Source organism: Synechococcus sp. MIT2312 (genome assembly GCF_059772315.1).
On sequence record NZ_CM186281.1, the window covers coordinates 2,100,332 to 2,126,042 of the forward strand.

General features: G+C 59.9%; 26 protein-coding genes. 10 read left to right on the top strand and 16 right to left on the bottom strand.

Annotation, left to right across the window (positions count from 1 at the left end; translation table 11 throughout):
* The first annotated feature begins 33 nt into the window (after positions 1-33).
* Positions 34-927: a methylenetetrahydrofolate reductase gene (locus AC6EI9_RS11565; RefSeq protein ID WP_498467892.1), complete on the top strand. Its 894-nt coding sequence runs from the start codon at positions 34-36 to the stop codon at positions 925-927.
* Here AC6EI9_RS11565 and AC6EI9_RS11570 read toward each other — a convergent pair.
* From AC6EI9_RS11570 to AC6EI9_RS11595, 6 genes are all read right to left on the bottom strand, one after another.
* On the bottom strand, positions 908-2,086 hold the full coding sequence (locus AC6EI9_RS11570) for a sugar phosphate nucleotidyltransferase (protein WP_498467893.1): 1,179 nt from the start codon (positions 2,084-2,086) through the stop codon (positions 908-910). The two genes, AC6EI9_RS11565 and AC6EI9_RS11570, sit on opposite strands and share 20 nt — an antisense overlap.
* A 44-nt stretch (positions 2,087-2,130) precedes the next feature.
* Positions 2,131-3,030, bottom strand: a complete 900-nt coding sequence (locus tag AC6EI9_RS11575) for a segregation/condensation protein A (RefSeq protein ID WP_498467894.1) — start codon at positions 3,028-3,030, stop codon at positions 2,131-2,133.
* 73 nt (positions 3,031-3,103) lie between these two features.
* Positions 3,104-4,774 (bottom strand): NAD(P)H-quinone oxidoreductase subunit 4, encoded by a 1,671-nt coding sequence (locus AC6EI9_RS11580; protein WP_498467895.1) that lies wholly within the window; start codon positions 4,772-4,774, stop codon positions 3,104-3,106.
* Positions 4,775-5,133: 359 nt separating this feature from the next.
* Positions 5,134-5,301, bottom strand: coding sequence for a hypothetical protein (locus tag AC6EI9_RS11585; RefSeq protein ID WP_498467896.1), 168 nt, complete (start codon positions 5,299-5,301; stop codon positions 5,134-5,136).
* Positions 5,285-7,297, bottom strand: a complete 2,013-nt coding sequence (locus AC6EI9_RS11590; protein WP_498467897.1) for an NAD(P)H-quinone oxidoreductase subunit 5 — start codon at positions 7,295-7,297, stop codon at positions 5,285-5,287. The genes AC6EI9_RS11585 and AC6EI9_RS11590 overlap by 17 nt, the downstream gene beginning before the upstream one ends.
* Positions 7,298-7,331: 34 nt before the next feature.
* Complete coding sequence (locus AC6EI9_RS11595) at positions 7,332-8,033, bottom strand: NnrU family protein (RefSeq protein WP_498470048.1); 702 nt, start codon at positions 8,031-8,033, stop codon at positions 7,332-7,334.
* 133 nt (positions 8,034-8,166) lie between these two features.
* Between AC6EI9_RS11595 and AC6EI9_RS11600 the strand changes: the two genes are divergently transcribed.
* Positions 8,167-9,171 carry a LysR family transcriptional regulator gene (locus AC6EI9_RS11600; RefSeq protein WP_498467898.1) on the top strand — a complete coding sequence of 335 codons (1,005 nt, stop codon included), beginning with the start codon at positions 8,167-8,169 and terminating at the stop codon, positions 9,169-9,171.
* Here AC6EI9_RS11600 and AC6EI9_RS11605 read toward each other — a convergent pair.
* Positions 9,162-9,785, bottom strand: coding sequence for a DUF3172 domain-containing protein (locus tag AC6EI9_RS11605; protein ID WP_498467899.1), 624 nt, complete (start codon positions 9,783-9,785; stop codon positions 9,162-9,164). The two genes, AC6EI9_RS11600 and AC6EI9_RS11605, sit on opposite strands and share 10 nt — an antisense overlap.
* On the bottom strand, positions 9,782-10,129 hold the full coding sequence (ndhM, locus tag AC6EI9_RS11610; RefSeq protein WP_498467900.1) for an NAD(P)H-quinone oxidoreductase subunit M: 348 nt from the start codon (positions 10,127-10,129) through the stop codon (positions 9,782-9,784). Before ndhM ends, AC6EI9_RS11605 begins: the two co-directional genes overlap by 4 nt.
* A 108-nt stretch (positions 10,130-10,237) precedes the next feature.
* On the opposite strand from ndhM, the gene pds reads away from it, so the two are divergent.
* Both pds and AC6EI9_RS11620 read left to right on the top strand, forming a co-directional pair.
* On the top strand, positions 10,238-11,656 hold the full coding sequence (pds, locus tag AC6EI9_RS11615) for a 15-cis-phytoene desaturase (RefSeq protein ID WP_498467901.1): 1,419 nt from the start codon (positions 10,238-10,240) through the stop codon (positions 11,654-11,656).
* A gap of 3 nt (positions 11,657-11,659) precedes the next feature.
* Entirely contained in the window at positions 11,660-12,568 is a 909-nt protein-coding gene (locus AC6EI9_RS11620) for a phytoene synthase (protein ID WP_498467902.1), read from the top strand.
* Between the two features lie 68 nt (positions 12,569-12,636).
* Here the strand turns inward: AC6EI9_RS11620 and AC6EI9_RS11625 are convergent, their stop codons facing one another.
* Together AC6EI9_RS11625 and AC6EI9_RS11630 are read right to left on the bottom strand one after the other, a co-directional pair.
* Positions 12,637-13,068: an RNA recognition motif domain-containing protein gene (locus AC6EI9_RS11625; protein WP_498467903.1), complete on the bottom strand. Its 432-nt coding sequence runs from the start codon at positions 13,066-13,068 to the stop codon at positions 12,637-12,639.
* A 64-nt stretch (positions 13,069-13,132) separates the two neighbouring features.
* Positions 13,133-14,410 carry a tRNA nucleotidyltransferase/poly(A) polymerase-related protein gene (locus AC6EI9_RS11630; protein ID WP_498467904.1) on the bottom strand — a complete coding sequence of 426 codons (1,278 nt, stop codon included), beginning with the start codon at positions 14,408-14,410 and terminating at the stop codon, positions 13,133-13,135.
* Here AC6EI9_RS11630 and AC6EI9_RS11635 point away from each other — a divergent pair.
* Genes AC6EI9_RS11635 through AC6EI9_RS11645 form a run of 3 tightly spaced genes read left to right on the top strand, consistent with a single transcriptional unit; the run spans position 14,409 to position 15,861 of the window.
* Positions 14,409-14,660, top strand: coding sequence for a Ycf34 family protein (locus AC6EI9_RS11635; protein ID WP_498467905.1), 252 nt, complete (start codon positions 14,409-14,411; stop codon positions 14,658-14,660). The two genes, AC6EI9_RS11630 and AC6EI9_RS11635, sit on opposite strands and share 2 nt — an antisense overlap.
* The gene (gene tsaB, locus AC6EI9_RS11640) at positions 14,657-15,274 is read left to right on the top strand and encodes a tRNA (adenosine(37)-N6)-threonylcarbamoyltransferase complex dimerization subunit type 1 TsaB (protein WP_498467906.1); all 618 of its coding nucleotides are present in this window, start codon (positions 14,657-14,659) and stop codon (positions 15,272-15,274) included. Before AC6EI9_RS11635 ends, tsaB begins: the two co-directional genes overlap by 4 nt.
* On the top strand, positions 15,274-15,861 hold the full coding sequence (locus AC6EI9_RS11645; protein WP_498470049.1) for a YdcF family protein: 588 nt from the start codon (positions 15,274-15,276) through the stop codon (positions 15,859-15,861). The genes tsaB and AC6EI9_RS11645 overlap by 1 nt, the downstream gene beginning before the upstream one ends.
* Here the strand turns inward: AC6EI9_RS11645 and AC6EI9_RS11650 are convergent.
* From AC6EI9_RS11650 to rpaB, 5 genes are all read right to left on the bottom strand, one after another.
* Complete coding sequence (locus tag AC6EI9_RS11650) at positions 15,855-16,532, bottom strand: lysophospholipid acyltransferase family protein (RefSeq protein WP_498467907.1); 678 nt, start codon at positions 16,530-16,532, stop codon at positions 15,855-15,857. The genes AC6EI9_RS11645 and AC6EI9_RS11650 overlap by 7 nt on opposite strands.
* Positions 16,533-16,534: 2 nt before the next feature.
* Entirely contained in the window at positions 16,535-17,431 is an 897-nt protein-coding gene (gene fabD, locus AC6EI9_RS11655) for an ACP S-malonyltransferase (protein WP_498467909.1), read from the bottom strand.
* Positions 17,432-17,458: 27 nt separating this feature from the next.
* Positions 17,459-18,472: a beta-ketoacyl-ACP synthase III gene (locus AC6EI9_RS11660; RefSeq protein ID WP_498470050.1), complete on the bottom strand. Its 1,014-nt coding sequence runs from the start codon at positions 18,470-18,472 to the stop codon at positions 17,459-17,461.
* Positions 18,473-18,540: 68 nt separating this feature from the next.
* On the bottom strand, positions 18,541-19,881 hold the full coding sequence (gene plsX / locus AC6EI9_RS11665; protein WP_498467911.1) for a phosphate acyltransferase PlsX: 1,341 nt from the start codon (positions 19,879-19,881) through the stop codon (positions 18,541-18,543).
* Positions 19,862-20,614, bottom strand: coding sequence for a response regulator transcription factor RpaB (gene rpaB / locus AC6EI9_RS11670; protein WP_498467912.1), 753 nt, complete (start codon positions 20,612-20,614; stop codon positions 19,862-19,864). The genes plsX and rpaB overlap by 20 nt, the downstream gene beginning before the upstream one ends.
* Before the next feature lie 90 nt (positions 20,615-20,704).
* Between rpaB and radA the strand changes: the two genes are divergently transcribed.
* Positions 20,705-22,102 (top strand): DNA repair protein RadA, encoded by a 1,398-nt coding sequence (gene radA / locus AC6EI9_RS11675; protein ID WP_498467913.1) that lies wholly within the window; start codon positions 20,705-20,707, stop codon positions 22,100-22,102.
* 12 nt (positions 22,103-22,114) lie between these two features.
* Here radA and AC6EI9_RS11680 read toward each other — a convergent pair whose 3' ends face one another.
* Positions 22,115-22,660 carry a photosystem I assembly protein Ycf3 gene (locus AC6EI9_RS11680; RefSeq protein ID WP_369818455.1) on the bottom strand — a complete coding sequence of 182 codons (546 nt, stop codon included), beginning with the start codon at positions 22,658-22,660 and terminating at the stop codon, positions 22,115-22,117.
* Positions 22,661-22,781: 121 nt separating this feature from the next.
* On the opposite strand from AC6EI9_RS11680, the gene AC6EI9_RS11685 reads away from it, so the two are divergent.
* Together AC6EI9_RS11685 and tmk are read left to right on the top strand one after the other, a co-directional pair.
* Complete coding sequence (locus AC6EI9_RS11685) at positions 22,782-25,064, top strand: heavy metal translocating P-type ATPase (RefSeq protein ID WP_498470051.1); 2,283 nt, start codon at positions 22,782-22,784, stop codon at positions 25,062-25,064.
* A 2-nt stretch (positions 25,065-25,066) separates the two neighbouring features.
* Positions 25,067-25,708: a dTMP kinase gene (gene tmk, locus AC6EI9_RS11690; protein WP_498467914.1), complete on the top strand. Its 642-nt coding sequence runs from the start codon at positions 25,067-25,069 to the stop codon at positions 25,706-25,708.
* The last annotated feature ends 3 nt before the right edge of the window (positions 25,709-25,711 follow it).

Sequence of the window (25,711 nt, forward strand, 5' to 3'; positions counted from 1 at the left end):
TTCCATAGTGGCCTTCAGAAGCATTTGAAGGGTTTGGGTTCCGCGCTGCAGCGCAGTCTTGAGGCTGGTGCCGTCACCGTCACGGCGGAGGTGATGCCGCCCCGAGGGGGAAATCCCAGTCATACCCTCGCCATGGCCAATCTCCTGCGCGGCTGGGTTCAGGCCATCAATGTCACTGACGGCAGCCGCGCTGTGATGCGCATGAGCAGTCTTGCGGTTTGCCGCTTGCTGTTGGACGCCGGTCTTGAACCAGTGCTGCAGATGGCTGGGCGTGACCGCAATCGCATTGGGATTCAGGCGGATCTGCTCGGTGCCCATGCACTCGGCATCCGGAATTTGCTGTGTCTCACTGGAGATTCAGTGAAGGCCGGTGATCAACCTGCCGTTCGCCCGGTGCATGAACTGGAGTCGGTGCGGCTGCTGCAGCAAGTGAGCGCTTTCAACCGCGGTGAGGACCCTGTGAAGGAGAGCCTGCCCGATGGCCCCACAGCCTTATTTGCTGGAGCTGCCGCTGATCCGCACTGTGCCAGCTGGTCGGGGCTCAAGCGCAGGCTGGAGCGTAAGCGCGAAGCAGGTGCTCGTTTCGTTCAGACCCAGATGGTGATGGATCCACAGGTGCTGGAGCGTTTCTGCCGAGATATGGCTGCTCCGATGGAGCTGCCAGTTCTGGCAGGGGTGTTTCTGCTCAAATCGGCGAGGAATGCCAGCTTCATCAATGAGAAGGTCCCTGGAGCCAACATTCCAGGCAGCCTGATCGCGCGACTGGATGCCGCCACAGATCCTGCTGCCGAAGGCATCGCCATCGCAGCTGAGCAGGTCCGGCAATTTGCCGGGATTGCTCAAGGCGTTCACGTGATGGCCGTGAGAGCGGAAGACAAGATTCCTGAAGTGCTGGAGCGAGCAGGGCTCAGCTCGCAGCAGTCGTGAGATCAGTCCCGAGCAGTTCCGCCATCGCTTTCTGCTGAGGGGAGGGCTCAACCAGATCCTGGCGCCTGGCATCGGTGATCAACCAGTCGAGAGCAGCTTCCTGGAGATCAAAATGATCGCCATTTTTGCCAACGCAGTAACGGCCGAACACCAGCTTTTCAACGAGCTGGACGCCTGCGCCGATGCGTGAGTAGTCGAAGATGATCGAATTATCGATTGTGGCTCCTTCGCAGATGTGGCAGCTGGGTCCGATCATCGTCGGGCCGATCAGCGTTGCACCGTCTTCGATCTTGGTCATGCCACCGACATAGACGGGTCCCTGAACGTCGATCCGGTCCCAGTTGGCCGCCACATTCAGGCCGGTGTAGACCCCCGGACGAATCTCTTTGCCAGGAATGCCCACCTGGCGGACATCACCCTGAAGCACACTGCGGATCGCCCGCCAGTAATCGGGAACTTTGCCGATGTCGACCCATTCGAACTCCATGGGTAAGGCATAGAACGGTGCACCGACCTCAACAAGCCTGGGGAAGAGATCCGAGCCGATATCGAAGGACTCACCCGAAGGGATGTGTTCAAAAATCTCTGGTTCGAAGAGATAGATGCCTGTGTTGATGGTGTCGCTCAGGGCTTCGTCCACCTTCGGCTTTTCCTGGAAGGCCTGAATGCGTCCCTCTGCATCACTCACGACAACCCCGTAGCTGCTCACCTGTTCCTTCGGAACCCGTTTGGTGATCAGGCTGGCGAGGGCACCTTTCTCCCGGTGACGTCTCACCGCTTCGGTGAGATCAAGGTCGATCAGTGCATCGCCACACAACACCACAAAGGTGTCGTCGAAGAACGTCTGGAAATCCTGGATTTTCTTCAGTCCGCCAGCGGATCCCAGAGCGTCACCGATCAGTTCGCCATCTTCGATACGGCCTTCGAAGCTGTAAGCGATTTCCACGCCAAATCGCTGGCCATCCCGGAAATAGTTTTCGATCTCCTCGGCCAGGTGGGACACATTGACCATCACCTCTGCGAAACCATGCTCCTTGAGCAGTTCCAGCAGGAATTCCATCACTGGCTTCTGCAGGATCGGAATCATCGGTTTGGGGATCACATGGGTGATCGGCTGAACCCTTGTTCCCTTGCCCGCGGCCAGGATCATCGCCTTCATCGGCGTTACAGGCTTACAACGGATAAGCCAACATAAGGGTGTGATTAAGCGGCCACGGCCCCCTCAGCCGGCATGACAGCTGGCACGTCCAGGCTGGTCAGAGGCATCTGGGCCATGGTGCCCGGAGCAAGCAATCGTTTGAGTCGGATCGGTCCGTGTAGTGAGTCCATCTGCTCCAGCTCAACCTGGCCTTGTGAAGACAGGAACAGAAGTGCCCAGAACACGCCTACGCGGTCCTTGTCCAGGTCGTCGTCGGCAATGTCGTTCCACTGAGTCACCAGGTGTTCGAAATTGACCCATTGCAGGGCTGCTTCCCAGCTGTTCAGAAAGACACCCATGGCTGCTGTGGTTTCCGGCAGTTTTTCGCGGTGAGCGAGGGCCGCCACCTGAGCGATCGCCTCCTTGTTGGAGTAGCGCTTCTGACGCTGACGTCGGCGCATGTCCAGTTCGTCTGACTCCAGCTGCTCCGCGATCGATTCCAGTTGTTCGATCAGTTCACCCAGCGTGACCGGGCGCCGCAGCGGTGGTGGAGCCACCGGTCGGCGTTGCAGGTGCCGCTCAGGGTGGCGAGGGATGTCGAAGCTTGGATCCAGCCATCCCTGGTCGGCAAAATCCGCGTCAAACATCTCCTCCACGTCTGGTTGTGGAGGGAATGTGCTGGCTTCAAGCACTTCCGCCTTGAGGCCCACAAGCACCGACGCTGCCAGAAAGGCTTCACTGCTGTCGGCCAGGTCACGTTCATAGCTGCCGCCGCGTCGCTTCAACGCTTCCTCAACCTGGCGGGGAACTTCGATCCGTTGTTTCAGCTGATCCAGAAAGCCATCGACCACAGCGATGACATCCACATCCCATGGATCAAGGTCACCCTGCTGAGCAGCATCCTGAAGCAGGCGAATCGCGAGCCTGGCACCGGCGTCGGCTCTCTGATTCAGCCCGGCATCCATCTCAGCCTGTGGCCGTCTTCAGGAAAAATACCGGTGATGGAAGGACAGGGCCAGCCCCTCGCAGCGTTCTGCATCAGGATCCGTTGCGAGAGATTAGCTGGGGCGCTTTGAGCATGGCTGGCGCCAGGGTTCCACTCCGAATCAAGGGTGCAGTCGGTCGGCTGATCACCTCCATCGCTGCCACATCTCGGTCAACCAGTGCTTCGATCGCTGTGCGGTAGCTGTCCGTCATCAGTCGCGGATAGAGACCGATCCCGATGATCGGCACCAGCAGGCAGCCGATGATGTAGACCTCGCGGGGCTCCGCATCCACCAGGTTGGTGTTGGTGGTGAGCTGAGCGTTCTCCTTGCCAAAGAAAATTTCTCTCAACATTGAGAGCAGATAGATCGGCGTCAGGATCACACCGATTGCGGCCAGTCCGTCGATCACGATCCTGAAGCTCAGTGTGTAGGCCTCGTCAGTGGCGAAGCCTGTGAACACCATCAATTCACTGACAAATCCACTCATGCCCGGGAGTGCGAGGGATGCCAGGCAGCAGACGGTCCACAAAGCAAACATGACCCGCATCTTCTGGCCCACTCCACCCATCTCATCGAGCTGCAGGGTGTGGGTGCGGTCATAGGTGGCACCCACCAGGAAAAACAGGCTGGCTCCGATCAGGCCATGGCTGATCATCTGCAACATTGCGCCACTCGTTCCTAAAGCGCTGAAACTGCCGATGCCAATCAGCACAAACCCCATATGGCTGATGGAGCTGTAAGCAATTTTTCGTTTGAGATTGCGCTGAGCGAAGGAGGTGAGTGCCGCGTAAATGATGTTGACAACGCCCAGCACGACCAGCAGGGGTGCGAACTGGGCATGCGCTTCAGGCAGCATTTCGGCGTTGAAGCGCATCAGGGCATAACCGCCCATTTTCAGCAGGATCCCCGCCAGCAGCATGTGCACCGGAGCTGTCGCTTCACCGTGAGCATCCGGCAGCCAGGTGTGCAGCGGAACGATCGGTAATTTGACACCGAAGGCGATCAGCAGACCCGCATAACAGAGCAGCTGAAATCCCGTGCTGAACCCTTTCTGTGCCAGCACGGTGTACTCGAAGTTGGGAGTACCGCCACCCATGAAGCCCATGGCCAGAGCCGCAAGCAGGATGAACAGCGAACTGCCCGCCGTATAGAGGATGAATTTGGTGGCGGCGTACTGACGCCTCTTCCCCCCCCAGATGGCAAGCAACAGATAAACAGGCAGCAGTTCCAGTTCCCAGGCCAGGAAAAACAACAGCATGTCCTGCACTGCAAACACTGCGATCTGGCCGCCGTCCATGGCCAGAATCAGAAAGAAGAACAGCTTGGGTTTGAACGTGACCGGCCAGGCGGCCAGGACCGCCAGAGCGGTGATGAAGCTGGTGAGCAGGATGAGAGGCATTGACAACCCATCGGCCCCAACGGCCCACGTCAGCCCCAGATTGGGGAGCCAGCTGACCCGTTCGGAGAGTTGCAGGCCACTGAAGCTGGGGTCGTAACCGCTCAGATAGGCACCCACCGTGATCAGAAAGGTGACGAGCGCAATGCCCAGAGCGAACCAGCGGACTTGTCGCCCTTCTCCCTGATCAGGGATGAAGGGGACGATCAACGCGCCCACAATCGGGAAAAGGATGGAAAGACTCAGCCAAGGGAACTGAGCTGGAATGATTCCTGCTGCGATATCCGCTGCAGGGTCAAAGGGAGCACTAACGGCAAACTCCAGCAACGAAAAGGCCTTTCACCACTGACCGGAGTGTAGAAATCCTGGCTGTACTGGCACTGAGTCGATAGGCGTTGACACACATACGCCGGATTGATGTGCTGATCTGCTGATCAGGCTTCTTTACAACCCTGCAGAACAGGGAAATTTGATCTCGTTATCGACCACAACGTGTGAGGTTGATGACATGTTGGGTGTATTCATCTGCATTGTTCAGATGTCAAGCCAGATCACCTTGCTGGATTCAGTAAGACAAGGTCATTGTTTTCAGAAGCCAAGAAGGATTCGTCTCAGCAACAAAAAAGATCCTTCGTCGAGAAAGCTTGAATTGCTCGAAGAATGAAGCGAGATCCGCAGACTTCAGATCAGAAACGGAAGACGGTCATGACCAAGCCACCGAACTGATTGAAGCGTTCACCCTGCGTTGCAGCTCCTGGAGGGAGGTTCAGATTGAAGGAGGCATGATCCAGCCTTGATCCTGAGTCGATGGTCAATGAGGCGAGGTCTTGATTGCGGTCAATTGATCGGGCCACCAAGCACACCAAAGAGAACCACCAGTCCAATCACACCGCCGAACACGATCAGGGCGTAGAACTGCGCTCGGCCGGTTTCGAAGTATTTGAGACCTTCACCGCTGCCCAGCGTGAGCAGACCGGTGAGATTGACGACCCCATCAACCACCTTGGCGTCGACTTCCAGCACCTCCCGGGCAATCTTGCGGCTGCCGCGGACGAACAGCTTGTCGTTGATGTCATCCAGATACCACTTGTTGGCAAGAAAGGCATTAACGGCTGGGAAACGAGCTGCCACCAGCTCACCAAGATCAATTCGACGCAGGGCGTAGGCGAGCACAGCTACGCTGATTCCGGTCACGGAGATCGCAACGGAGGCTCCTGCCAGAGGCAGAAATTCGCCCCAGCTGAAGTGCTCCGCCATTTCAAGGGCTTCTTCAGGATCAAGAAGTCCGGCAAAGCGGCTGTTCCAGGGAGTCCCGAGCAGGCCGATCAGGACGGACGGGACCGCAAGAACCACCAGCGGCAGGGTCATCGGCCATGGCGACTCATGCAGGCTGCCCGCATGGTGGGCGTGCTCCTCATCCACAGCCTTGCCTGCGGCAGCCATCAGCTGGGCCTGCATGGCCTCATCGTTGCCACGAAAGTCTCCCTCGAAGGTGAGGAAGTAGAGCCGGAACATATAAAACGCGGTCATCCCGGCGGTGAGAAATCCCACCGCCCAGAGGATCGGGAAGGTGCCGAAGGCCTGGCCAAGAATTTCGTCTTTGCTCCAGAAACCAGCCAGCGGAGGAATGCCACTGATGGCAATACAGCCGATCAGGAAAGTAATCGCTGTAATCGGCATCTTTTTGCGCAGACCGCCCATCAGTCGCATGTCCTGGGCGAGCACAGGTTCATGTCCCACCACATCCTCCATGGCGTGGATCACGGATCCCGACCCCAGGAAGAGCATCGCCTTGAAGAAGGCATGGGTCACCAGGTGGAACATGCCGGCAACGGGGGCTCCACAGCCCATGGCCAGCATCATGTAACCCAGCTGAGAGACGGTGCTGTAGGCCAGACCCTTTTTGAGGTCCATCTGGGTAAGGGCGATCGAGGCCCCCAGAAAGCAGGTGATCGTGCCGGTGACGGCGATGAACACCCCCACGCTCGGGAACTGGCTGTAAAGCGGCTCGAGACGTGCCACCAAAAACACGCCGGCAGCCACCATCGTGGCCGCATGGATCAATGCTGAGATCGGTGTTGGCCCTTCCATCGCATCCGGCAGCCAGACATGAAGAGGGAACTGGGCCGATTTCGCCATCGGACCCATGAACACAAACAAACAGAGGAGGAGAGCTGCCCAGCCCGGCACGATGCCGCTGCTCACTCCCGCTGAAAGACCATCGGCGATTCCCTGGAAGTCGAAACTGCCTGTGGCCCAGAACAGACCGAGGATGCCGAGCAAGAGGCCGAAGTCACCAACCCTGTTGACGACAAAAGCTTTCTGAGCTGCATGTGCTGCGCCATCCCGGTCGTACCAGAAGCCCACCAGCAAATAGGAGGACATGCCCACCAACTCCCAGAACACATAGATCTCGAGCAGGTTGGGGCTCACCACCAGGCCAAGCATTGAACTGCTGAAGATGGCCAGGTAGGTGAAAAAGCGCACATAACTCTTGTCGTGCGCCATGTAGCCGTGTGAGTAGATCATCACCAGCAAGGCCACAGTGGTGACCAGAGCCAGCATCACTGCGGCAAGAGGGTCAATCACGTAACCCATCGGCAGGATGAAATCTCCAGCGCTTGCCCAAACGAACAGATGTTCAACCGGTGGTGCACCTCCCAGTTGCTCCAAGAGCACCGCGTAACTGATCACCGCAGCAGCACCGATACAGCTGATCAGCAGCAGGGCCACCGGTTTTCGCAATCGGTTGATCGTGCGGTTGAAGCTGATCAGACCAAGACCAGTGATCAGGGCCCCGAACAAGGGCAGCACTGGAATCAACCAGGCGGAGTCGGCAGCCGAGGGCATCCAGACAAAACAGCTTGTAGCGAGTGTAGGCAGCTCAGTTCAACAATTCTCCGAGACGCGAGTGCAGAAAGGCCATGCCTCCTCTGGGGATGTAGCGGTGCGCCCACCAGAACACCCCGACCGCGATGGCGATGCCCAGCTGGGCTGGTCGGACCAGCTCGCTGAACACCAGCTGCTGGCGGCCATCCAGAACGGCGGCGAATGGAACCACTGATGTTTCGGCCTGAAGACTGTCGAAAGCTTCTCCGAAGCGGTCTTTCAGGCGTCGGTCGCCATGCCAGACGGCGAATAGATGGTGCGCAATCAGACCTGCACAGGTCACCAGCATGAAGCTGCTGCCGATCCAGATTGCATGGCTCATGCACCAGAGAATCTGCCCGACGGCCTGAGGATGTCGGCTGATCCGGATGATTCCTGTGGCATAGAGACGGACCTGAGGCTTGAGCACCGCAGGAATCTCCAGCAGGTTGTAGGTGGCTGGGTAGAGAAACAGAAAACTGATCGCCGTCACAACCCAGATGGAGGGCACCATCCCTGGCACACCCTGAAGATTCCAGATCCGGATGCCGTCATACCGGTGAGCCAGGAAGTAGCCGATCACCACAACGGCTGAGGGAATGCTCAGGGCTGCAAACACCAGACGCCAGGCTCTCGCCCCGATCTTGGCCTCAGCCCGTGTTCGCAAGGCTGCGCCGCCGCTGTGGATCACTGCGAAAACAACGAGCAACCCCAGCATCACCAGGCTGCTGTGATGGATGCCTGCTGTTGCGTCAGCCAACGAGATGCTGCGAGAGCCGTGATTCTGGCGTTCGGCAGGGAAGGGGACCCCTACAGTTTTCTGGCTTCTGCTGTTCTTCGGGCAGCTTTCCATGGCCGATCTGCCCTTCACCCTGGATCAGCTGCGCATCCTGCGGGCCATCGTCAGTGAGGGCAGTTTCAAAAAGGCAGCCGACAGTCTTTATGTCACCCAGCCGGCGGTGAGCCTGCAGATTCAGAACCTGGAGAAGCAGCTGGAGGTTGCCCTGTTCGACCGTGGTGGTCGCAAGGCTCAGCTCACAGAAGCAGGCCACCTTCTACTCAGCTACTGCGATCGAATTCTCAGTCAGTGTCATGAGGCGTGCAGGGCGCTAGATGATCTTCACGACCTCAAAGGGGGCTCTCTGCTGGTTGGCGCCAGCCAGACCACCGGGACCTATCTCATGCCTCGCATGATTGGTCTGTTCCGCCAGAAATTCCCGGATGTGGCCGTTCAGCTGCATGTGCACAGCACCCGGCGCACCGGCTGGAGTGTTGCCAACGGACAGATCGATCTGGCGATCATCGGGGGCGAACTACCAGCTGAACTGAATGAACTGCTGCAGGTTGTGCCCTATGCCAGTGACGAGTTGGCTCTGGTGCTGCCTGTGAAGCACCCCCTCGCACGTCTGGTGGAGCTCAGCAAAGATGACCTTTATCGGCTCGGCTTTGTGAGCCTTGATGCGCAGTCGACCACTCGCAAGATGGTTGATCAGTTGCTCGGCCGCTCCGGGTTGGATGTGCAGCGGCTGCGGATTGAGATGGAACTGAATTCCTTCGAAGCCATCAAAAATGCCGTTCAGGCAGGCCTGGGCGCCGCGTTCCTGCCAGTGGTCTCGATTGAGCGGGAGCTCACTGCCGGGACCTTGTTACGCCCAACCGTCGTGGACCTTCAGGTGCGTCGTCAGCTCAAGTTGATCACGAACCCATCCCGCTACTGCTCCCGAGCAGCCGAAGCCTTCCGCCGAGATGTGTTGCCGGTCTTCGCCAGTGCTGACAGTCCCTTGCGTCAGGGAAGGGCTGCGGCAGTGCCTCAGGAGATCAGCTCTGAACAAGCCGGGGAGATCGATCAGAACTGATCGGCTTCCGGAGTGATTCCAACAGTGTCATCCGCCACGCCTCGGGTCAGGAACTTGTTCTGAGTGATGTCGGTCTGGTAGACGCAGCGCACAACAGGCTTGTCACGCACTGAGCCGATGTAGGCGAAGGTATTCATGCGCTGTTTGCATTCCCTCTCCTGCGCTGAGGTGATGGCACCTTCCTTGCGCAGTACCGCCCAGTTCTCTCTTCGAATCACACATCCAGGCTGCAGGGTCGGCTGAGTGACAAAACTGCTCGATGGATTCAGCGTTGTGTACATCTCGATATCCATCACAAAGGCACTGGCACCCCACTGCCTGCAGAACTCGGGGTCTGGAACTGCCATGTCCAGCTGTTGTGAGCTGGCGATGTTGCCCTGATCGCCCTGCGTGGTGCTGGTGACGGCACTGCCAATGCCGATTCCCACGATCAGAACCCCGGCCAACACAGCAATGGTGGCCGTGTTCAAGCTCATGCCGTTTCCACCATTCTTTGGAGGTGGTGGCCCTCCATACCCACGGTCGTCTCGACGGTCATCACGGCGCGGCTCATCACGGCGCCGGTCACCGCTTCTCCGGTCGTAGCCGGAACGGTCGTAGGGGGATCGACTCACAGCAGTTCAGGCGTTCTGGGAAGACCCATCGAATAGTTGAGGACGCGGCAGTCAGGGTTGTAACTCAACTTTCCGGCCTGCAGCAGCTCGCGGATGCATCCTTCGAGTTCCGTGCCGATCCGACGCAGGTTGTAGTCATTCAGAGCTTGACCATCGTGGCTTTTGACCAGTTCGCGGAAGCGTTGCTGGACAGTCTCGATGGTGCTGTCAGACCAGACGAATTCGTTGTCGGGATCCAAGTCGAGGGTGAGTTGACTCGAGTCGGCGACCAGATCACCATTCTCAACCCGCGCCGTGAACAGGCGCACGTGACGGGTGGTGCTCTTCAGCAGGGTCTCGGCCATGAATCAAGCGGAGCGATGCGAACATCGCGCGGGCGTATTGCAAGTGACTTTAGGAAGCGGAGAGGAGACCTCTCCTTTTAAGGTTGTTTTCAACTTGTGTTCAGAAGCATGCGCGTCGCCATTGCGGGGGCCGGTTTGGCGGGTCTTTCCTGCGCCAAGTATCTGGCCGATGCTGGTCATACGCCCGTCGTGGTTGAGGCTCGCGACGTGTTGGGCGGCAAGGTCGCAGCCTGGAAAGACGAGGACGGTGACTGGTACGAGACCGGCCTCCACATCTTTTTCGGGGCCTACCCGAACATGCTTCAGATGTTCAAGGAGCTGAACATCGAAGACAGGCTGCAGTGGAAAAGCCACTCGATGATCTTCAATCAGCAGGAGGAACCCGGCACCTACAGCCGCTTTGATTTTCCTGATCTGCCAGCACCCGTGAATGGTGTGGCCGCGATCTTGGGAAACAACGACATGCTGAGTTGGCCCGAGAAGATCAGTTTCGGACTGGGCCTTGTGCCGGCGATGCTTCGGGGCCAGGGATATGTCGAAGAGTGCGACAAGTACTCCTGGACCGAGTGGCTGCGGGTCCACAACATTCCTGAACGAGTCAACGATGAAGTGTTCCTAGCGATGAGCAAGGCGCTGAATTTCATCGATCCTGATGAAATCTCCGCCACGGTCGTGCTCACGGCTCTCAATCGCTTCCTGCAGGAGAAGAGCGGCTCCAAGATGGCTTTCCTTGATGGGGCACCACCCGAGCGGCTGTGCCAGCCGATGGTGGAGCACATTGAATCGCTTGGCGGTGAGGTTCATCTCGATTGCCCGCTGCGTGAAATCAAGCTCAACGACGATGGCTCTGTGGCTGCCTTCCACATCGGTGGCATCAAGGGCAAGGAGAGCTTCGATCTCACCGCTGATGCCTACGTGAGTGCCCTACCGGTGGACCCCTTCAAGTTGCTGCTGCCGCAGCCCTGGAAGCAGATGGACGTCTTCAAGAAGCTCGACGGCCTTCGCGGAGTGCCCGTAATCAACCTGCATCTCTGGTTCGATCGCAAGCTCACCGATATCGATCACCTGTTGTTCAGCCGCTCGCCGCTTCTGAGCGTCTATGCCGATATGAGCATCACCTGCAAGGAGTACGAAGACCCTGACAAGTCGATGCTGGAACTCGTGTTCGCTCCCGCCAAAGACTGGATCGGACGCTCAGATGAAGAGATCATCGAGGCCACGATGGGTGAACTCCACAAATTGTTCCCCACCCACTTCGGTGGGGACAACCCCGCCACGCTGCGTAAGTTCAAGGTGGTGAAGACACCTCTTTCGGTGTACAAAACCACGCCTGGATGCCAGCAGCTTCGTCCGGATCAGACCACTCCGATCAAAAACTTTTTCCTGGCAGGCGACTACACCATGCAGCGCTATCTCGCATCCATGGAGGGTGCGGTTCTCAGCGGCAAACTCTGCGCTGGGGCGGTGGACCGCAAGAGCGATCAGCTGGCATCATCGTCCCCAGTCAGCGAGCCGGTTTCGGCCTGAGTCATGCCTCTCGCAGCTCCGGACCTCGACGCAGCCTTCGAGGCCTGTCGTCGGGAGACCGCCGAGTGGGCCAAAACGTTCTATCTCGGAACGCTGCTGCTCCCCTATGAGAAGCGTCGGGCAATCTGGGCGATTTACGTCTGGTGCAGGCGCACTGATGAGCTCATGGACAGTCCTGAGGCCCAGGCTCGTCCTGTGGAGGAGCTGGCTGATCGCCTGAATCGCTGGGAGTTGAAAACCCGCGATCTGTTCAAGGGACGTGTGGACGATGAGCTCGATGCGGTGATGGTGGACACGCTCGAGCGGTTTCCTCAGAGCATCCAGCCCTATCTCGACATGATCGAGGGACAGCGCATGGATCTCACCTGGACTCGCTATCCCCGTTTCGACGATCTCAGGTTGTACTGCTACAGGGTTGCAGGAACAGTTGGCCTCATGACTCAGGGGGTCATGGGTTTGGATCAGGCCTACAGCTCTGCGCCTTGGAGTGATCGTCCTGACACTTCAGATGCGGCCGTTGCTCTGGGAATCGCCAATCAACTCACCAATATTCTTCGTGATGTGGGAGAAGATCGCGGTCGTGGTCGGATCTATCTGCCGTTGGAAGATCTCGAGCACTTCGGATATTCCGAAGACGACCTCATGGCAGGTCGCATCAATCAGGCCTGGAAGGACCTGATGGCGTTTCAGCTGAGCCGTGCACGTGCGTGGTTTGATCGCTCTGAGGCTGGAGTGCGCTGGTTGTCCCGCGATGCCCGATGGCCAGTCTGGACATCCCTGCGCCTCTACAGGGGGATTCTGGACGTGATTGAGCGCCACGATTACGACGTCTTCAACAAGCGCGCTTACGTGGGCAAGCTCAACAAGTTCCTTGACCTTCCCCGCTCCTTTGTCCTCGCTCAGTCCCGCTAGTTCGTCATAGTCCAAAAAAAACCGGCCATCTCAGATGACCGGTCTTGCAGCTCAGATCAAACAACTGCTCAGACAGCCGTTTTCTGATTGGCAAGCAGATCCTTGAGCTTCGACAGTTCACCAGCCCAGCGGGGATCGGGTGCCTCCTCAGCTTTGGCATCACTGTGAACAACCTTGTTGATAGCTTTGCGAGCTGAGCCCGGTGCATGGCCACCGGCCTGTCCGCGACGCCCACCGCCGCCGGCATTGCTATCGCGCCGCTCCGAGCGTTCAACCCGGAGTGCATTCCCTCCGAACTCCTTGCCGTTGAACTGCTCAATCACGGCATCAGCGACTTTTTCGTCGTCGACGTTTGCGAAGCCGAAGCCTCGGCAGGCACCGGTTTCACGGTCGAGAACGGCTTTAAAGCGAATTCCCTCCCCAACGCTGGTGAGCTGAGCTTCAAGCTCTTTGCTCTCAAAATTCTGCGGCAGATTGCCGATGTAAAGACGCACGCTCATGAAACGGGGAAGGAAAACGGAAGACTGCGTGTCAGGCCGATCGTTGTCGTCACTGCAAGGGCAGTTAATCACAGGACCCATCAGGGTCTGTCTGAACCTCTTGGTGGAACAACCAGGATCGGGCTGCGTTCAGCGCCTGCTCGCGGGTTGAGATCCGACCATACGCACGCTCAAGGCTCAAGTGTTGAATCAGAGCGCCCAGCGTGGGTCCAGGCGAAATCTGGAGGGCTTCCTGCAGGTCTGTGCCATTCAGTGGTGGCCGTGGGTGGAAGAGGGGGTCCTGGGGGTCTCTCCAGCGCTTCAGCCATGGCTGCTGTAATGCTGCAGGGCAAGTGAGGATGAGCGCCGCCAAATCCTGTTCCAGATCCATGTGGAGCCGTAATCGTTCTGGTTCCGTTAAGGCATCGGGACAAGGACATCCCTCGCTGGATGTTGAACGCTTGATCCAGTAACGCAGACGCTCACAGCGCTGCTGCTGTCGGCGACTGAAGCGAAGGTCTTTCAGTCCGGCATCCGGCAGCAGCTGGGTGAGCCTTGCGAGCGGCAGGGCTCGCCGGCGTTCGCTGTCTGTGAGCAGTTCGGTTGCCGTTGCCACCCCGATCGGTTGTTGATCTCCAGAGGCTGAACCCTGCCTCGTCCAGGGCTTCAACAGCTCCAGTTCCAGAAGGGTCGCCATCGCGCGGTCGGCAGCAGGTGCTGCGACAAGCCTCAGCAGTTCAGCCTGGATCCGTTCCGGTGCGGCGCGGGGAAGCAGGGAACGGTTGCGGTGCAGCATCTTCAGCGTCTGAGCATCCATGCTCATCTCCAGTTCAGCGATCAGGCGCAGGCCTCGTAACAAACGCAGGGGATCCGCCTGAAGATTGGCTTCTTTGACCGCGACGACCCTGGCGTTCTGAAGATCCTCAAGACCACCTGTGGGATCGAGAAGCCTTGGGGTGTCCTCAAAGCTGAGGGCAATGGCATTCAGCCGGTAATCGCGACGGTTCAGATCGTCCTCCAGCGTCTTCCCGTCCTGTCGGGCTAGATCGATCGTCCAACCCCCCAGCACAAGGCGGGCCATGTCCCGCTGCTCATCGAGGACAACGCAGGCACCGCCAAGCTTCTGTGCCAGCTGCCGAGTGCTCTTGAGGGCGTTGCCCGGCACCATCAGGTCCAGGTCAGGAGCATCAGAAAGCCTGTCCAGGAGTGCATCACGAACGGCCCCTCCCACCAGCACGGATCCCACCGGCAGTTCTTTGGGCCGCACCGGCCAGCTGTCCGGTTTCAAACGCTGCCAAATGATTTCAGCCAGCCTGCCCCGATCTCCCGTCAGAATGGATGTCGAACCGGAGCGGGGGGGCATGTGCATCTGTGTGGACTGCCGCTGGGTGGACCGCTGTCAGGCCTATCACGCTGTGGAGCGGCAGCATGGTGCCCCCCATCTCGCCGATACACCTGATCTGAAGCCTGCGGATCCTCGAATCCACATCAGCGTGATGGACCTGCCGGCCGGGCAGGTCGGAGTCGAATGGGATGTGCGTGGCTGTGGATCGTTTCAACTGGATCGAGGGCGTTGGAGTCGACTCAGGCCCGGTGAGGAGGTGCCTACATGAGCGACTGGCTGCTCGCTCTGCACAGCTCCACAGAAACTCTTGGGATCGCACTGGTGGCTGCAGAGGCCCCCATGGGAGAAGCCCGCGTGATGTGTCGTTCGCTTGGACGTGCGCTCACCAACGAGCTGGTGATCTCGCTGCAGCAGCTTTTGCCCCCTGATCAATGGGCTGATATCAGAAGGCTTGCCGTGGCCACAGGACCGGGAGGATTCACGGGCACCCGTCTCACCGTTGTCCTGGCCAGGACGCTGGCTCAGCAGTTGGGGACCCCACTGCACGGTGTGAGCAGTTTCGCCTTAATGGCTCCAAGGCTTCATCAACAGCTGCCGGAGCTGCAGCGCGACCAGCCGTTTTCAATCGTGCAGACCCTTCCCCGTAGGGGACAGGTCGCTGGCCGCTACAGGATTGTGAAGACAAGGGTGGAGGAACTGGAATCCCCTCGCTTGCTCAGCAAGCGCGATCAGCCTGCCCCAGCTGTGGCGATGGCTGTTGATGTTCCTGCGGATGTGCGGCAGCTGCTGCGCCACTGCCGTGAGTGTCATGACCGAGACCTCCCGGGCCCATGGGACCCGGTCCTTCCGATTTATCCCACCTCACCAGTGGGGCCGGTCTGATGGGGTTTGGCGGTCGCTCGCTGCTGCTCTGCGCAGCCGTTCTGGCCGGAGCCGCTGTTGGGGGCCCTCTGCGCCCCTTCGCGGAAGCCGCTCTCACCAATCATCAGCCCCAGCGCATTCTGGTTCTCGGTGGCGATGCTGATCGTGAGCGGATGGGTCTGCATCTGGCACGCCGGATGAACCTGCCTCTGGTCGTGAGCGGGGGGACCAATCCTGAATACGCCCAGTACCTGGTGCGTGATGCCGGACTCACTCAGGACCGGGTTCGACTGGATTACAGGGCCAAGGACACGCTCGGAAATTTCACGTCGCTGGTGGATGAACTGCAGAGAGATGGTGTGCATCATCTGCTTTTGGTCACCAGCGAAGATCATCTGCCACGAGCAATGGCTGTCGGCGGAATCGTTGCCGGAAGCCGTGGAATACGGCTGACAGGTGTTCCAGTCAGCTGTAAGCCCCAATGCCTTGATGAAAGCCTGAGCAAGCGTGTCGGGGATGGATTACGCGCGGCTGCCTGGGTGATCACCGGCCGCGATTTCAAGCCATGGGCTCGCAGACACTGGCCTCAGCTGTTCAGCGCTCAATGATTGAGCGGGGCGTGATCGAGCAGGGCGTTGATCCGTCGTTGTAGCTCGCGCGTCGTGGCTTCCAGATCCGGTTTGCGCCGGCTGCTCGGTGCAGGAATTGGCTCGCCAATCCGCATTTCAAGCTTCACCAAACGTGGCAGATTGCGACCCGTGCCAAGGGCTCTGTGGCTGTTGAGGATGGCGACTGGCAGAAGCGGCGCCCCAGACCTCGCCGCCAGCAGAGCTGCGCCCGGCATGGGCTGGTTCACGCGACCATCCGACTGTCGGGTCCCATCGAGAAAGACGCCGATGGCCCAGCCTTCGTTGAGTCTGGCGGTGGCGATGCGGATGGCTTCTCGATCGCTCGCTCCACGCTTCACCGGATAGGCGCCACAGGCTCGAATCACAGCGCCCAGCAGCGGGATGCGGAAGAGCTCGGCTTTGGCCATGAACGACACCGGTCGTCCCAGAGCATGGCCCAGTAAAGGTGGATCAAGATGCGATCCATGGTTCGCCACAACGACCAGGGGGCCCTCCATCGGCACGTTGTCGTTGCCGCGGGTGCGTCCGCGGAACAGCATCCTGAACACCGGAAACACCAGCAGTCCACTCACCAGCCTGTAGGTAAGGCTTGGACGCGGCGCCTTCACTGGCTGCAGTTCGCTGGTGTGGGTTGCAAGGTTGCTGCTCACAGTCACAGACCCAGGTCGCCAACGCTCGCCAGCTGCGATGTGGTGACCCCTTTCATGGCACGTTTGGCCAGACCGCTGAGCACATTGCCGGGACCGATTTCAACGAGGGTGTCCACGCCTGAAGAGGTCATTGCCGCCATCGTTTCTCGCCAGCGCACGCCAGTGGTCATCTGGCGACGCAGTCGTTGCTTCAGCTCATCGGCATCCCGGCTGGGGGTGGGGTCGGTGTTACTCAAGACCGGGAAGCGTGCCTCTGCGAAGGCCACACTGTCGAGATGGGAAGCGAAGGCTTCTGCCGCTTTCGCCATGAAGGGGGAATGAAAGGCTCCTGAGACGGCGAGGGGAATGGCTCGTTTGCAGGTGAGTGCTTCACTCAGCGCGTTCACCGCCTCCGGGCTGCCTGACAGCACGACCTGGGCATCACTGTTGTCATTGGCAATCACCACACCTTCAGTGGCATCCACAAGGGTGTCCAGTTGGCTGCGGTCAAAGCCGATCACTGCCGTCATCGCGCCTCCTCCTGCGCTCGCCATCAGCTCCGATCGGCGTTGCATCAGCTCCAGGCCTGTGGCGGCATCGAACACACCAGCTGCGTAAAGCCCCACCAGCTCGCCAAGGCTGTGCCCCGCCACCAGGTCGGGTTGCCTTCCCTGGCGCAGCAACTCATCCACAATCAGCGATTCCACCGCAAACAGTGCCGGCTGAGTGTTCCGGGTGTCGTTCAGATCGGAGGGGCTGCTGCCCTCTGAGACTTCACCCCGACAGATCTTGAGAAGGTCTCTGCCAAGCAGGTTCGAGGCCAGAGCGAAACGTTCCTCCGCGCCAGGCAGGCTGAGGACGGGGTCGGCCATGCCGTGTTTCTGAGACCCCTGACCGGGAAACACCCAGGCGATCGACATGCACAGTGGCGCAACGGTGCTGGGAGCCTAGGCGGGACCCTGCCAGCGGAACAGGGCTGCTCCCCAGCTCAGACCAGCTCCAAAACCGCTGCTTGCCAGGAGGTGTCCAGGCTGGATTTGGCCATCCCGCACGGCTTCATCGAGAACCAGAGGGATGGTTGCCGCTGAGGTGTTGCCGTAGTGCGCCAGGTTGCTCAGCACTTTGGTTCTGGGAATCGCAAAGCGATCGGCAACGGCATCGAGGATGCGCTGATTGGCTTGATGCAGGAGCAGCCAGTCGATGCTCTCAGGGCTAACCGCACAGCGTTCAAGCAGGCATTGCAAGACCGCCGGCACTTCGCGCACGGCGAATTTGTAGACCTCCTGACCATTCATCTCGATCGGTCGGTAGCCACCCCGACGATGGCGAGCCTCGTCTGCCAGGGGAGCATCGCTGTCGAGAGCAGGCAGGTTGAGCACCCCACCGCGGGCTCCATCACTGCGCAGCAGAAACCCAAGGAGTCCGTCTTCATCGGCGGCTTCAAGGGCGACAGCGCCGGCACCATCGCCGAACAGCACACAACTGCGGCGGTCATCCCAGTCCACGAAACGGCTCAGCTGGTCAGCGCCGATCACAAGAGCCCGTCGCATGGCGCCTGTGCGCAGATACTGGGCGGCCGTCACCAGCGAAAACAGAAAGCCGCTGCAGGCTGACGTGAGATCAAAAGCCACGGCATTCGAAGCGCCCAGGGCGGCCTGCACTGCCGGGGCTGAGCCAAACAGATCATCCGGTGTTGAGGTCGCCAGCAACACCAGGTCGAGGCTGTCAGCTGACCATCCGGCCATCTCAAGAGCCGAACGTCCAGCTTCAGCTGCCAGGTCGCTGAGCTGCTGATCGGGGCTACTCACGCGTCGAGTGGAGATGCCTGTACGGCTGCGGATCCATTCATCGCTGGTTTCCACTCGCTGACCCAGCTGCATGTTGGTGATCACCTGGGCTGCCTGGGCGCTGCCACTGCCGATCAGAGCGACGCCTCGAGAGTGCGGTGATGCTCCAGCCAAAAGAGGGTCCAAGCGGTGGCGTCAGTCAATCACAGTCCGCCAGAACGCCTGTCAGGCAAGGGGGTTGGTCATGCTCGCGAGCTGGCTTTGGCTCCCAGCTGGGCGAGATGATCCATCACGCCATGACTGGCGGCGGAATGGGCCAGACGCAAGGCGCTGACCACTGACAAGGCCTTGCTGCTGCCGTGACCGATCACGCAGATGCCGTTGACGCCCAGCAGCAGTGCTCCGCCATGTTCGGCATGATCCAGCCGCTTTTTGATGCGCTTGAGGTTGCTGCGCAGGAAGGCGGAACCCACCTTGCCTCGACGTCCACGTGGCAGCTCGGCTCTGAGGACGCCAAGCAGCACGCTGCCAACCGATTCAAGGAACTTCAGCAGAACATTGCCGGTAAAGCCGTCACAGACGACCACATCGAACTCACCCGACAGCACATCCCGCCCCTCACAGTTGCCGGCGAAGTGCAGTCGTGATTCCTCGATGAGCAGCTCATGGGTGCGCACGGAAAGATCGTTGCCCTTGCATTCCTCCTCGCCGATGTTGAGCAGTCCGATCCTGGGTTGGCTCACCTGCAGCACATCCCTGCAGTAGATGTCTCCCAGCAGGGCGAACTGGTGCAGGTAGGAGGGCTTGCAATCCATGTTGGCCCCCACGTCGAGAACCAGCACAGGCTGGCCGGGATCTTTGGTGGGAAACAGAGCACCGATGGCGGGTCGGTCGATGCCGGCCAGTCGTCCCAGCCGGAAGATGGCTGAAGCCATCACGGCTCCGGAGTTGCCTGCGGAGTACACGGCTTGGGCCTCGCCTCGCTTCACGAGATCCATGGCCACATTGATGCTGGCGTCGCGTTTGCGTCGCACCACGGTGGCCTCCTCATGCATTTCCACGGAGGGGCCACTGGTGATCAGTTCCAGCAGGCCTGCATCAAGCGCCGAATTCAACGCATCATCCAGTCCTGAGGCGGCGGCAGCTTCCAGCACCCGGTTCGTTTCGCCGACGAAGCGGATTTTCACGGCCAGCCGTTCGATGGCCTGGAGGCATCCCTCCAAAATGGGAACAGGAGCGTTGTCACCCCCCATTCCGTCCACGGCCACCCACACACGGTCACGGTCGTTGATCTCAAGTTCCTCGCCCGGGACCCCGCCCTGAAGGCGTCTGAGGGGATCCATCACGGGTTGCAGCACCGAGCCGGCCATGCTGCCGGCGCTGTTCACCACAGTTCCCGCCATGGAGGTCACGGAACCTGCCACATTCCCTGCGGCATTGGCTGACGTGGTTGCAGTGTCCACAAGGGTTGTCACCGCAGCGTTACGCCGATACCAAATCACAAGGCGTCGAACAGCCTTGGATCGGCGGGCTTTGATCCTCGGCGCAGCGTCCGGGGTGAGGTCAGGATCCTTCGGGGGCAACAGAATCGACGATGCGCTGGAACAGGTAGCCGGTGCCGCGAGCCGTGAGGATCAGCTCGGGGTTGGCCGGGTCGTCTTCCAATTTGGAACGAAGACGTGAGATATGCACATCCACGACCCGGGTGTCGACGTGGCGTTCAGGGGTGTAACCCCAGACCTCCTTCAGGATCTCACCGCGGCTGAACGGTTCGCCTGATCGGCTCACGAGCAGTTCAAGCAGACTGAATTCCATCCCGGTGAGACGGATTCGCTCATCGTTTCGGAACACCTGCCGCTTGTTGGTGTCGATCTTCAGGTCTGAAACCTGGATCACTCCGGAGTTGGGGATGCCGGCAGCGTGCTCTTTTTCCACGCGGCGCAAAACGCAGCGGATCCGGGCCTCAAGCTCCTTCGGACTGAAGGGTTTGATCACATAGTCGTCGGCTCCGAGCTCCAGGCCCGTGATCCGGTCAGCGACATCGCCGAGAGCTGTGAGCATCACGATCGGGACATCCGACTCCTTGCGAAGTTCCTGACAGACCCCGTAGCCATCCAGCTTCGGCATCATCACGTCGAGCACGACCAGATCCGGGTTGCATTCCTGGAAGCTTTCCAGGGCCTCGGTCCCGTCGCAGGCAGTGACGACGTTGTACCCGATCATCGAGAGCCGGGTTTCGAGGATCCTGCGGATACTGGCCTCGTCATCCACTACGAGGATGGTTTCCTTAGACGTGGAGGGTGCTGAGGCCGTCATATCGCCGGCAAGGAGCGAAGATAGTGCTCACAAATAGGTGATCAGCGGGTTCAGTCGTTCACGTAGCGCCAACTTTCTTCATCATTCGACGTGCCCCGATCCGCCAATCTCTACGTCTGTCAGAGCTGTGGTGCCCAGACACGGCAGTTCTTTGGGCGGTGCAGCAGCTGCGGCAGTTGGAATTCTCTGGTGGAGCAATCGGCGCCCAAGGACGATGGCCGTCGCCGCCGCTCCGGGGCCGATCCCGCCGCCGCACCGAAGGCTCGTCGTTCCACGTCGATGGCATCCCTCGGCGATCAGCCTCTCCAACGCATCGGCAGTGGTTACGAGGAGCTCAACCGCGTTCTCGGCGGCGGACTGGTCCCTGGATCACTGGTGCTGGTTGGGGGGGATCCTGGGATCGGCAAGAGCACACTGCTGCTGCAGAGCGCATCGGCCATTGCACGGGATCGTGTGGTGCTCTACGTCAGTGCCGAGGAATCTGCACAGCAGGTGAAGCTGCGCTGGCAGCGGCTCACTGCTGACAGCAGTGATCTGCAATTGCTGGCGGAGACTGATCTGGAGATGGTTCTGCAGGAACTCGAAGCTCTGAAGCCAGATGTGGCCGTCATCGACAGCATCCAGGCTTTGCATGATGCCGAACTCTCCAGTGCACCTGGGTCGGTCGCTCAGGTAAGAGAGTGTGCGGCGGCCCTGCAGAGACTGGCGAAGCGTCAGAACACAGCGCTCTTGCTGGTGGGCCATGTCACCAAGGAAGGCGCGCTGGCCGGTCCGAAGGTGCTTGAACATCTGGTGGATGCGGTGCTCACCTTCGAGGGAGATCGCTTCGCCAGCCATCGCCTGCTACGGGCTGTCAAGAACCGGTTCGGGGCCACCCATGAGCTGGGGGTGTTTGAGATGCGCGGTCAGGGTCTGGAGGAGGTCGGGAATCCCAGTGAGCTGTTCCTCAGCGGCGAGCAAGCCAATGGTGTGGCAACGATCGTTGCCTGTGAAGGCACTCGGCCGCTGGTGGTGGATCTGCAAGCCCTGGTCAGTGCCACCAGCTATGCCAGTCCCCGAAGGACCGCCACCGGTATCGCCGCCAACCGCCTGCATCAGATCCTGGCGGTGCTCGAAAAGCACATGGGCTTGCCACTCTCCAGGTTCGATTGCTATCTGGCCGTGGCTGGTGGCCTGGATGTGGAGGAGCCCGCGGCAGACCTGGGAGTGGCCGCGGCGGTGGTCGCCAGTTTCAGGGATCTGACTCTGCCGGCCGGCACCGTTCTGCTTGGAGAACTGGGTCTGGGAGGTCAGCTGCGATCGGTAGGCCAACTGGAGCTGCGCCTGCAGGAGGCTGTTCGTCTGGGATTCAGACGTGCTGTCGTGCCACGTGGAAGTGGACTGGGTCCGGTCGCGTCCGACCTGGATCTCGACCTGCTGGAGGCGGGGTCCATCACCGAAGCCCTCGTGTTGGGATTGGGTGTGAACCCTGAGGAGGGGGAGGCCTGAACCTGCGACGCCTCAGAAGTAGACGTCCACATTGCTGCGCCCACTGGATTTGAGCCAGTTCTCGATGTCCAGATACCCTCCGGGATTGAGCCGCACAGCCTGGGTCCAGGCCTCAGCGGCTTTGTCAAGCCAGACGTCTGCTTCATCGCGACGACCTTCTTCTTCAGCAATCCGACCGCGTTTCTCGTAGATCAGCCCCATGTTCTTGAGACATGAAGGTTGTTTGGGGTTTTCATCAAGAGCCTGTTGATAGGTCTCGATTGCCCTGTCTTCTTCGCCGTTGCTCATATAAATGATCGCCATGTTCTTGAGCGTTTCCCCACGATCGATCGGGTTCTCCTCGAGCTTGAGGCTCTCCTCATAGTTCTCGAGGGCTTCGGCGTAATCACCGTCGTTCTGCGCGGACAGACCGTCGCGGTAATACACATAGGCCTCCTTGGCCCGGGCATTGATCGGCAGCAGCTTCACAATCAGGTCGGCCATGACCGTGAAGCTCTTGTCGATGAAGTTGTCGTTGCGGTTGCTGCGTGGCACGGAAAGCCGGACGGATGAAACCATCCTGAACCCAACAGGTGCTGCCTAGCTTGGAGTGGTGTGAACCGTTGAAGTGTCAGCAGCGTCTTCCCATCCACTTGAACCCACCGCTCACACCCATGCGGTGCTCCTCGATGTGGAGGGGATGAAATGCGGGGCATGTGTTCGTGCGGTGGAGCGCACGCTGCTCGCTCAGCCTGGAGTGCAGGAAGCCAGTGTCAACCTTGTGACCCGCAGCGCCTGGCTGCGACTCGATGGCGAGGCGACATCGTCGTCGCAACCATTGCTGGATGACGTGCTGGCGGCTCTGAAGGGTCGTGGTTTTCCAGCGCAGCCCCGTCAGAGCGGATTGTTCGCCAAGGGAACTGAGCCCGAACGGACCAGGGGATGGTGGCAGCAGTGGCGACAGCTCATGGTCGCTCTTGTGCTGCTGCTGCTGTCGGTGCTTGGTCACCTGGCTGAAGCTGGAACGCTCTCAATGCCGGTGATCGGCACGCTCAGCTTCCACGCTGGCCTGGCCACGGTGGCTCTGCTCGGGCCAGGTCGGCCGATCCTGATCAGTGGCTGGTCTGCTGTCCGCAGCGGTGTGCCCAGCATGGACACCCTGGTCAGCCTGGGCGTCGGCAGTGCCTATGTGGCGAGTCTGGTGGCGTTGATCTGGCCTTCGGTGGGGTGGCCTTGTTTTTTCAATGAGCCCGTGATGCTTCTCGGGTTCGTGCTGCTGGGGCGTTTTCTTGAAGAGCGAGCCCGCCGGCGTACGGGCAGGGCCCTGCAGGAGCTTGCTGCGTTACAGCCCGAGAGCGCTCGCCTGTTGATGGCGGATAACACGGTCCGCGAGGTTCCTGTTGCTGTGCTCCGACCAGGCGAATGCATCCAGCTGCTGGCTGGTGACAGGATTCCAGTCGATGGTGTGGTGCGGAACGGTTGTTCAGCGGTGGATCTGTCGAGCCTCACCGGTGAACCGCTGCCGCTCGAGGCCAAGCCAGGGACGGAGCTCAGTTCCGGTTGCCTCAATCTCGAAGCCAATCTGGAGATGGAGGTTCAGCGCGTCGGCAGCGACACTGCCCTGGCCCGGATCATTGCCCTGGTTGAGGAGGCTCAGGCCAGGCGAGCTCCCATCCAGGGGCTGGCCGACAGGGTTGCAGGCCGTTTTTGCTACGGAGTCGTCAGCCTGGCGATCATCACCTTTCTGTTCTGGTGGCAGTTCGGCACTCGTCTCTGGCCTCAGGTCCTGGAGGTTCCAGTGGTGCTCATGGACCATGGCCATGATGCTGCGCTTCATGGCTCCCTTGGTGTCGGGGTTCAGACATCGTTCGGTCTTGGACTTCAGCTGGCGATTGCCGTGCTTGTGGTGGCCTGCCCCTGTGCCCTTGGCCTGGCAACGCCCACGGTGATCACGGTTTCTTCAGGGCTTGCCGCACGCCAGGGCTGGCTGTTCAGAGGCGGCGATGTGATCGAGCAGTCCGCGTCCATTCAGCGGATGGTCTTTGACAAGACCGGAACGCTCACCCTGGGTCGCCCGCTCGTTGATGCGGTGATGGCCAGTGACGATCCCTCCCGCACGATCCAGCTGGCAGCGAGTCTGGAACAAACCAGCCGTCATCCTCTGGCCCATGCCCTCCTACAGGAGGCTCAGCGGCTCAATCTCACACTGTTGCCGGTCACAGCCAGTCGGACCCTGCCAGGCTTCGGCATGCAAGGGACACTCGACTCCCTGCAGGGACAATTGCGTGTTGGCTCTCCTGAATGGCTGCAGCAGGAGGGTGTGGTGTGGTCTGAAAGTCAACGACAGGCGGTTGAGCAAGCTCTCAAGCGTGGACAGACGCTCGTGGCGGTTGGTCTCGATGCCGAGCCGCTGGGAGTGGTGGCAATTGATGACCGCCTCAGGCCCGACGCCCCTGTCGCACTCAAGCGGCTCAGGGATCAGGGGCTGGCAGTTGGGATGCTCAGTGGTGATCGCCGTCAGGCAGTCGAAAAGATCGGTCAGATGCTTGGCTTTGCAGCTGATGAACTGGCATGGCAACTTCTCCCGAATCAGAAGCTGGAGCGTCTCGAACACTGGCGCACAAACGAGACTGTGGGAATGGTTGGCGACGGCATCAACGATGCTCCTGCCTTGGCTGCGGCGGATCTGGGAATCGCCGTAGGAACCGGTACGCAGATTGCTCAGGACACGGCGGATCTGGTGCTGCTTGGAGATCGGCTCGAGGCTTTGCCGGAAGCCCTGACTCTGGCCCGACGCACGATGGCCAAGATTCGGCAGAACCTGTTCTGGGCGTTCGGCTACAACATGATCGCGTTGCCAGTCGCTGCAGGCGTTCTGTTGCCAGGCTTCAATCTGCTCTTGTCTCCGCCGCTTGCGGCACTGCTCATGGCCCTCAGCTCCGTGTCGGTGGTTCTCAATGCCCTTAGCCTGCGTGTCCGCTGATCATGGCTGGACGTTTTCTGGTGCTTGAGGGCATCGATGGCTGTGGCAAAACCACCCAGCTCCGTCAGCTCGCCGACTGGCTTCCAGACAGTGGTCTGATGCCAGCCGGAGCGACGCTCCATCTCACGCGTGAACCTGGCGGCACAGCTCTGGGTCGTGCGTTGCGCGAGCTGCTGCTCAATCCCCCTGACGAGTCGGCTCCGAGTCCCATCGCTGAATTGCTGCTTTATGCCGCAGATCGCGCTCAGCATGTGGAACGTTTGATTCGCCCTGCTCTCAACCGGGGGGACTGGGTTCTCAGCGATCGTTTCAGCGGCTCGACCATCGCCTATCAGGGAGATGGTCGAGGACTGGATCAGCAGACCATCCTTGATCTGGAGCGGATCGCCACGGTTGGTGTCACTCCGGATCTCACCTTCTGGCTTGATCTCCCACTGCAGGAGAGCTTCAAACGTCGCGGTGCCCGCATCGATGATCGGATCGAAGCGGAAGGAGAGGCTTTCCTGACCCGCGTGGCCGAGGGATTCCAGCGGCTGTCAGCTGAGCGAAGCTGGACTGCGGTGGCGGCGGATCAGAGCGCTGATCAGGTGCAGCAGGTCATTCGCACTCGGCTGAGCGATTGGCTCGCAAAGGCACTGCCGTGAATG

Coding starts and splice junctions, on each gene's coding strand:
- AC6EI9_RS11645 (WP_498470049.1), top strand. CDS start 15,274: ATGGGGTTTGGCGGTCGCTCGCTGCTGCTCTGCGCAGCCGTTCTGGCC.
- rpaB (WP_498467912.1), bottom strand. CDS start 20,614: ATGACGGCCTCAGCACCCTCCACGTCTAAGGAAACCATCCTCGTAGTG.
- AC6EI9_RS11625 (WP_498467903.1), bottom strand. CDS start 13,068: ATGAGCGTGCGTCTTTACATCGGCAATCTGCCGCAGAATTTTGAGAGC.
- AC6EI9_RS11570 (WP_498467893.1), bottom strand. CDS start 2,086: ATGAAGGCGATGATCCTGGCCGCGGGCAAGGGAACAAGGGTTCAGCCG.
- AC6EI9_RS11595 (WP_498470048.1), bottom strand. CDS start 8,033: ATGCTGGGGTTGCTCGTTGTTTTCGCAGTGATCCACAGCGGCGGCGCA.
- tmk (WP_498467914.1), top strand. CDS start 25,067: ATGGCTGGACGTTTTCTGGTGCTTGAGGGCATCGATGGCTGTGGCAAA.
- ndhM (WP_498467900.1), bottom strand. CDS start 10,129: ATGGCCGAGACCCTGCTGAAGAGCACCACCCGTCACGTGCGCCTGTTC.
- AC6EI9_RS11630 (WP_498467904.1), bottom strand. CDS start 14,410: ATGCCCCCCCGCTCCGGTTCGACATCCATTCTGACGGGAGATCGGGGC.
- AC6EI9_RS11680 (WP_369818455.1), bottom strand. CDS start 22,660: ATGGTTTCATCCGTCCGGCTTTCCGTGCCACGCAGCAACCGCAACGAC.
- pds (WP_498467901.1), top strand. CDS start 10,238: ATGCGCGTCGCCATTGCGGGGGCCGGTTTGGCGGGTCTTTCCTGCGCC.
- AC6EI9_RS11600 (WP_498467898.1), top strand. CDS start 8,167: ATGGCCGATCTGCCCTTCACCCTGGATCAGCTGCGCATCCTGCGGGCC.
- AC6EI9_RS11575 (WP_498467894.1), bottom strand. CDS start 3,030: ATGGATGCCGGGCTGAATCAGAGAGCCGACGCCGGTGCCAGGCTCGCG.
- AC6EI9_RS11590 (WP_498467897.1), bottom strand. CDS start 7,297: ATGCCCTCGGCTGCCGACTCCGCCTGGTTGATTCCAGTGCTGCCCTTG.
- AC6EI9_RS11685 (WP_498470051.1), top strand. CDS start 22,782: ATGAAATGCGGGGCATGTGTTCGTGCGGTGGAGCGCACGCTGCTCGCT.
- AC6EI9_RS11635 (WP_498467905.1), top strand. CDS start 14,409: ATGTGCATCTGTGTGGACTGCCGCTGGGTGGACCGCTGTCAGGCCTAT.
- AC6EI9_RS11620 (WP_498467902.1), top strand. CDS start 11,660: ATGCCTCTCGCAGCTCCGGACCTCGACGCAGCCTTCGAGGCCTGTCGT.
- fabD (WP_498467909.1), bottom strand. CDS start 17,431: ATGTCGATCGCCTGGGTGTTTCCCGGTCAGGGGTCTCAGAAACACGGC.
- tsaB (WP_498467906.1), top strand. CDS start 14,657: ATGAGCGACTGGCTGCTCGCTCTGCACAGCTCCACAGAAACTCTTGGG.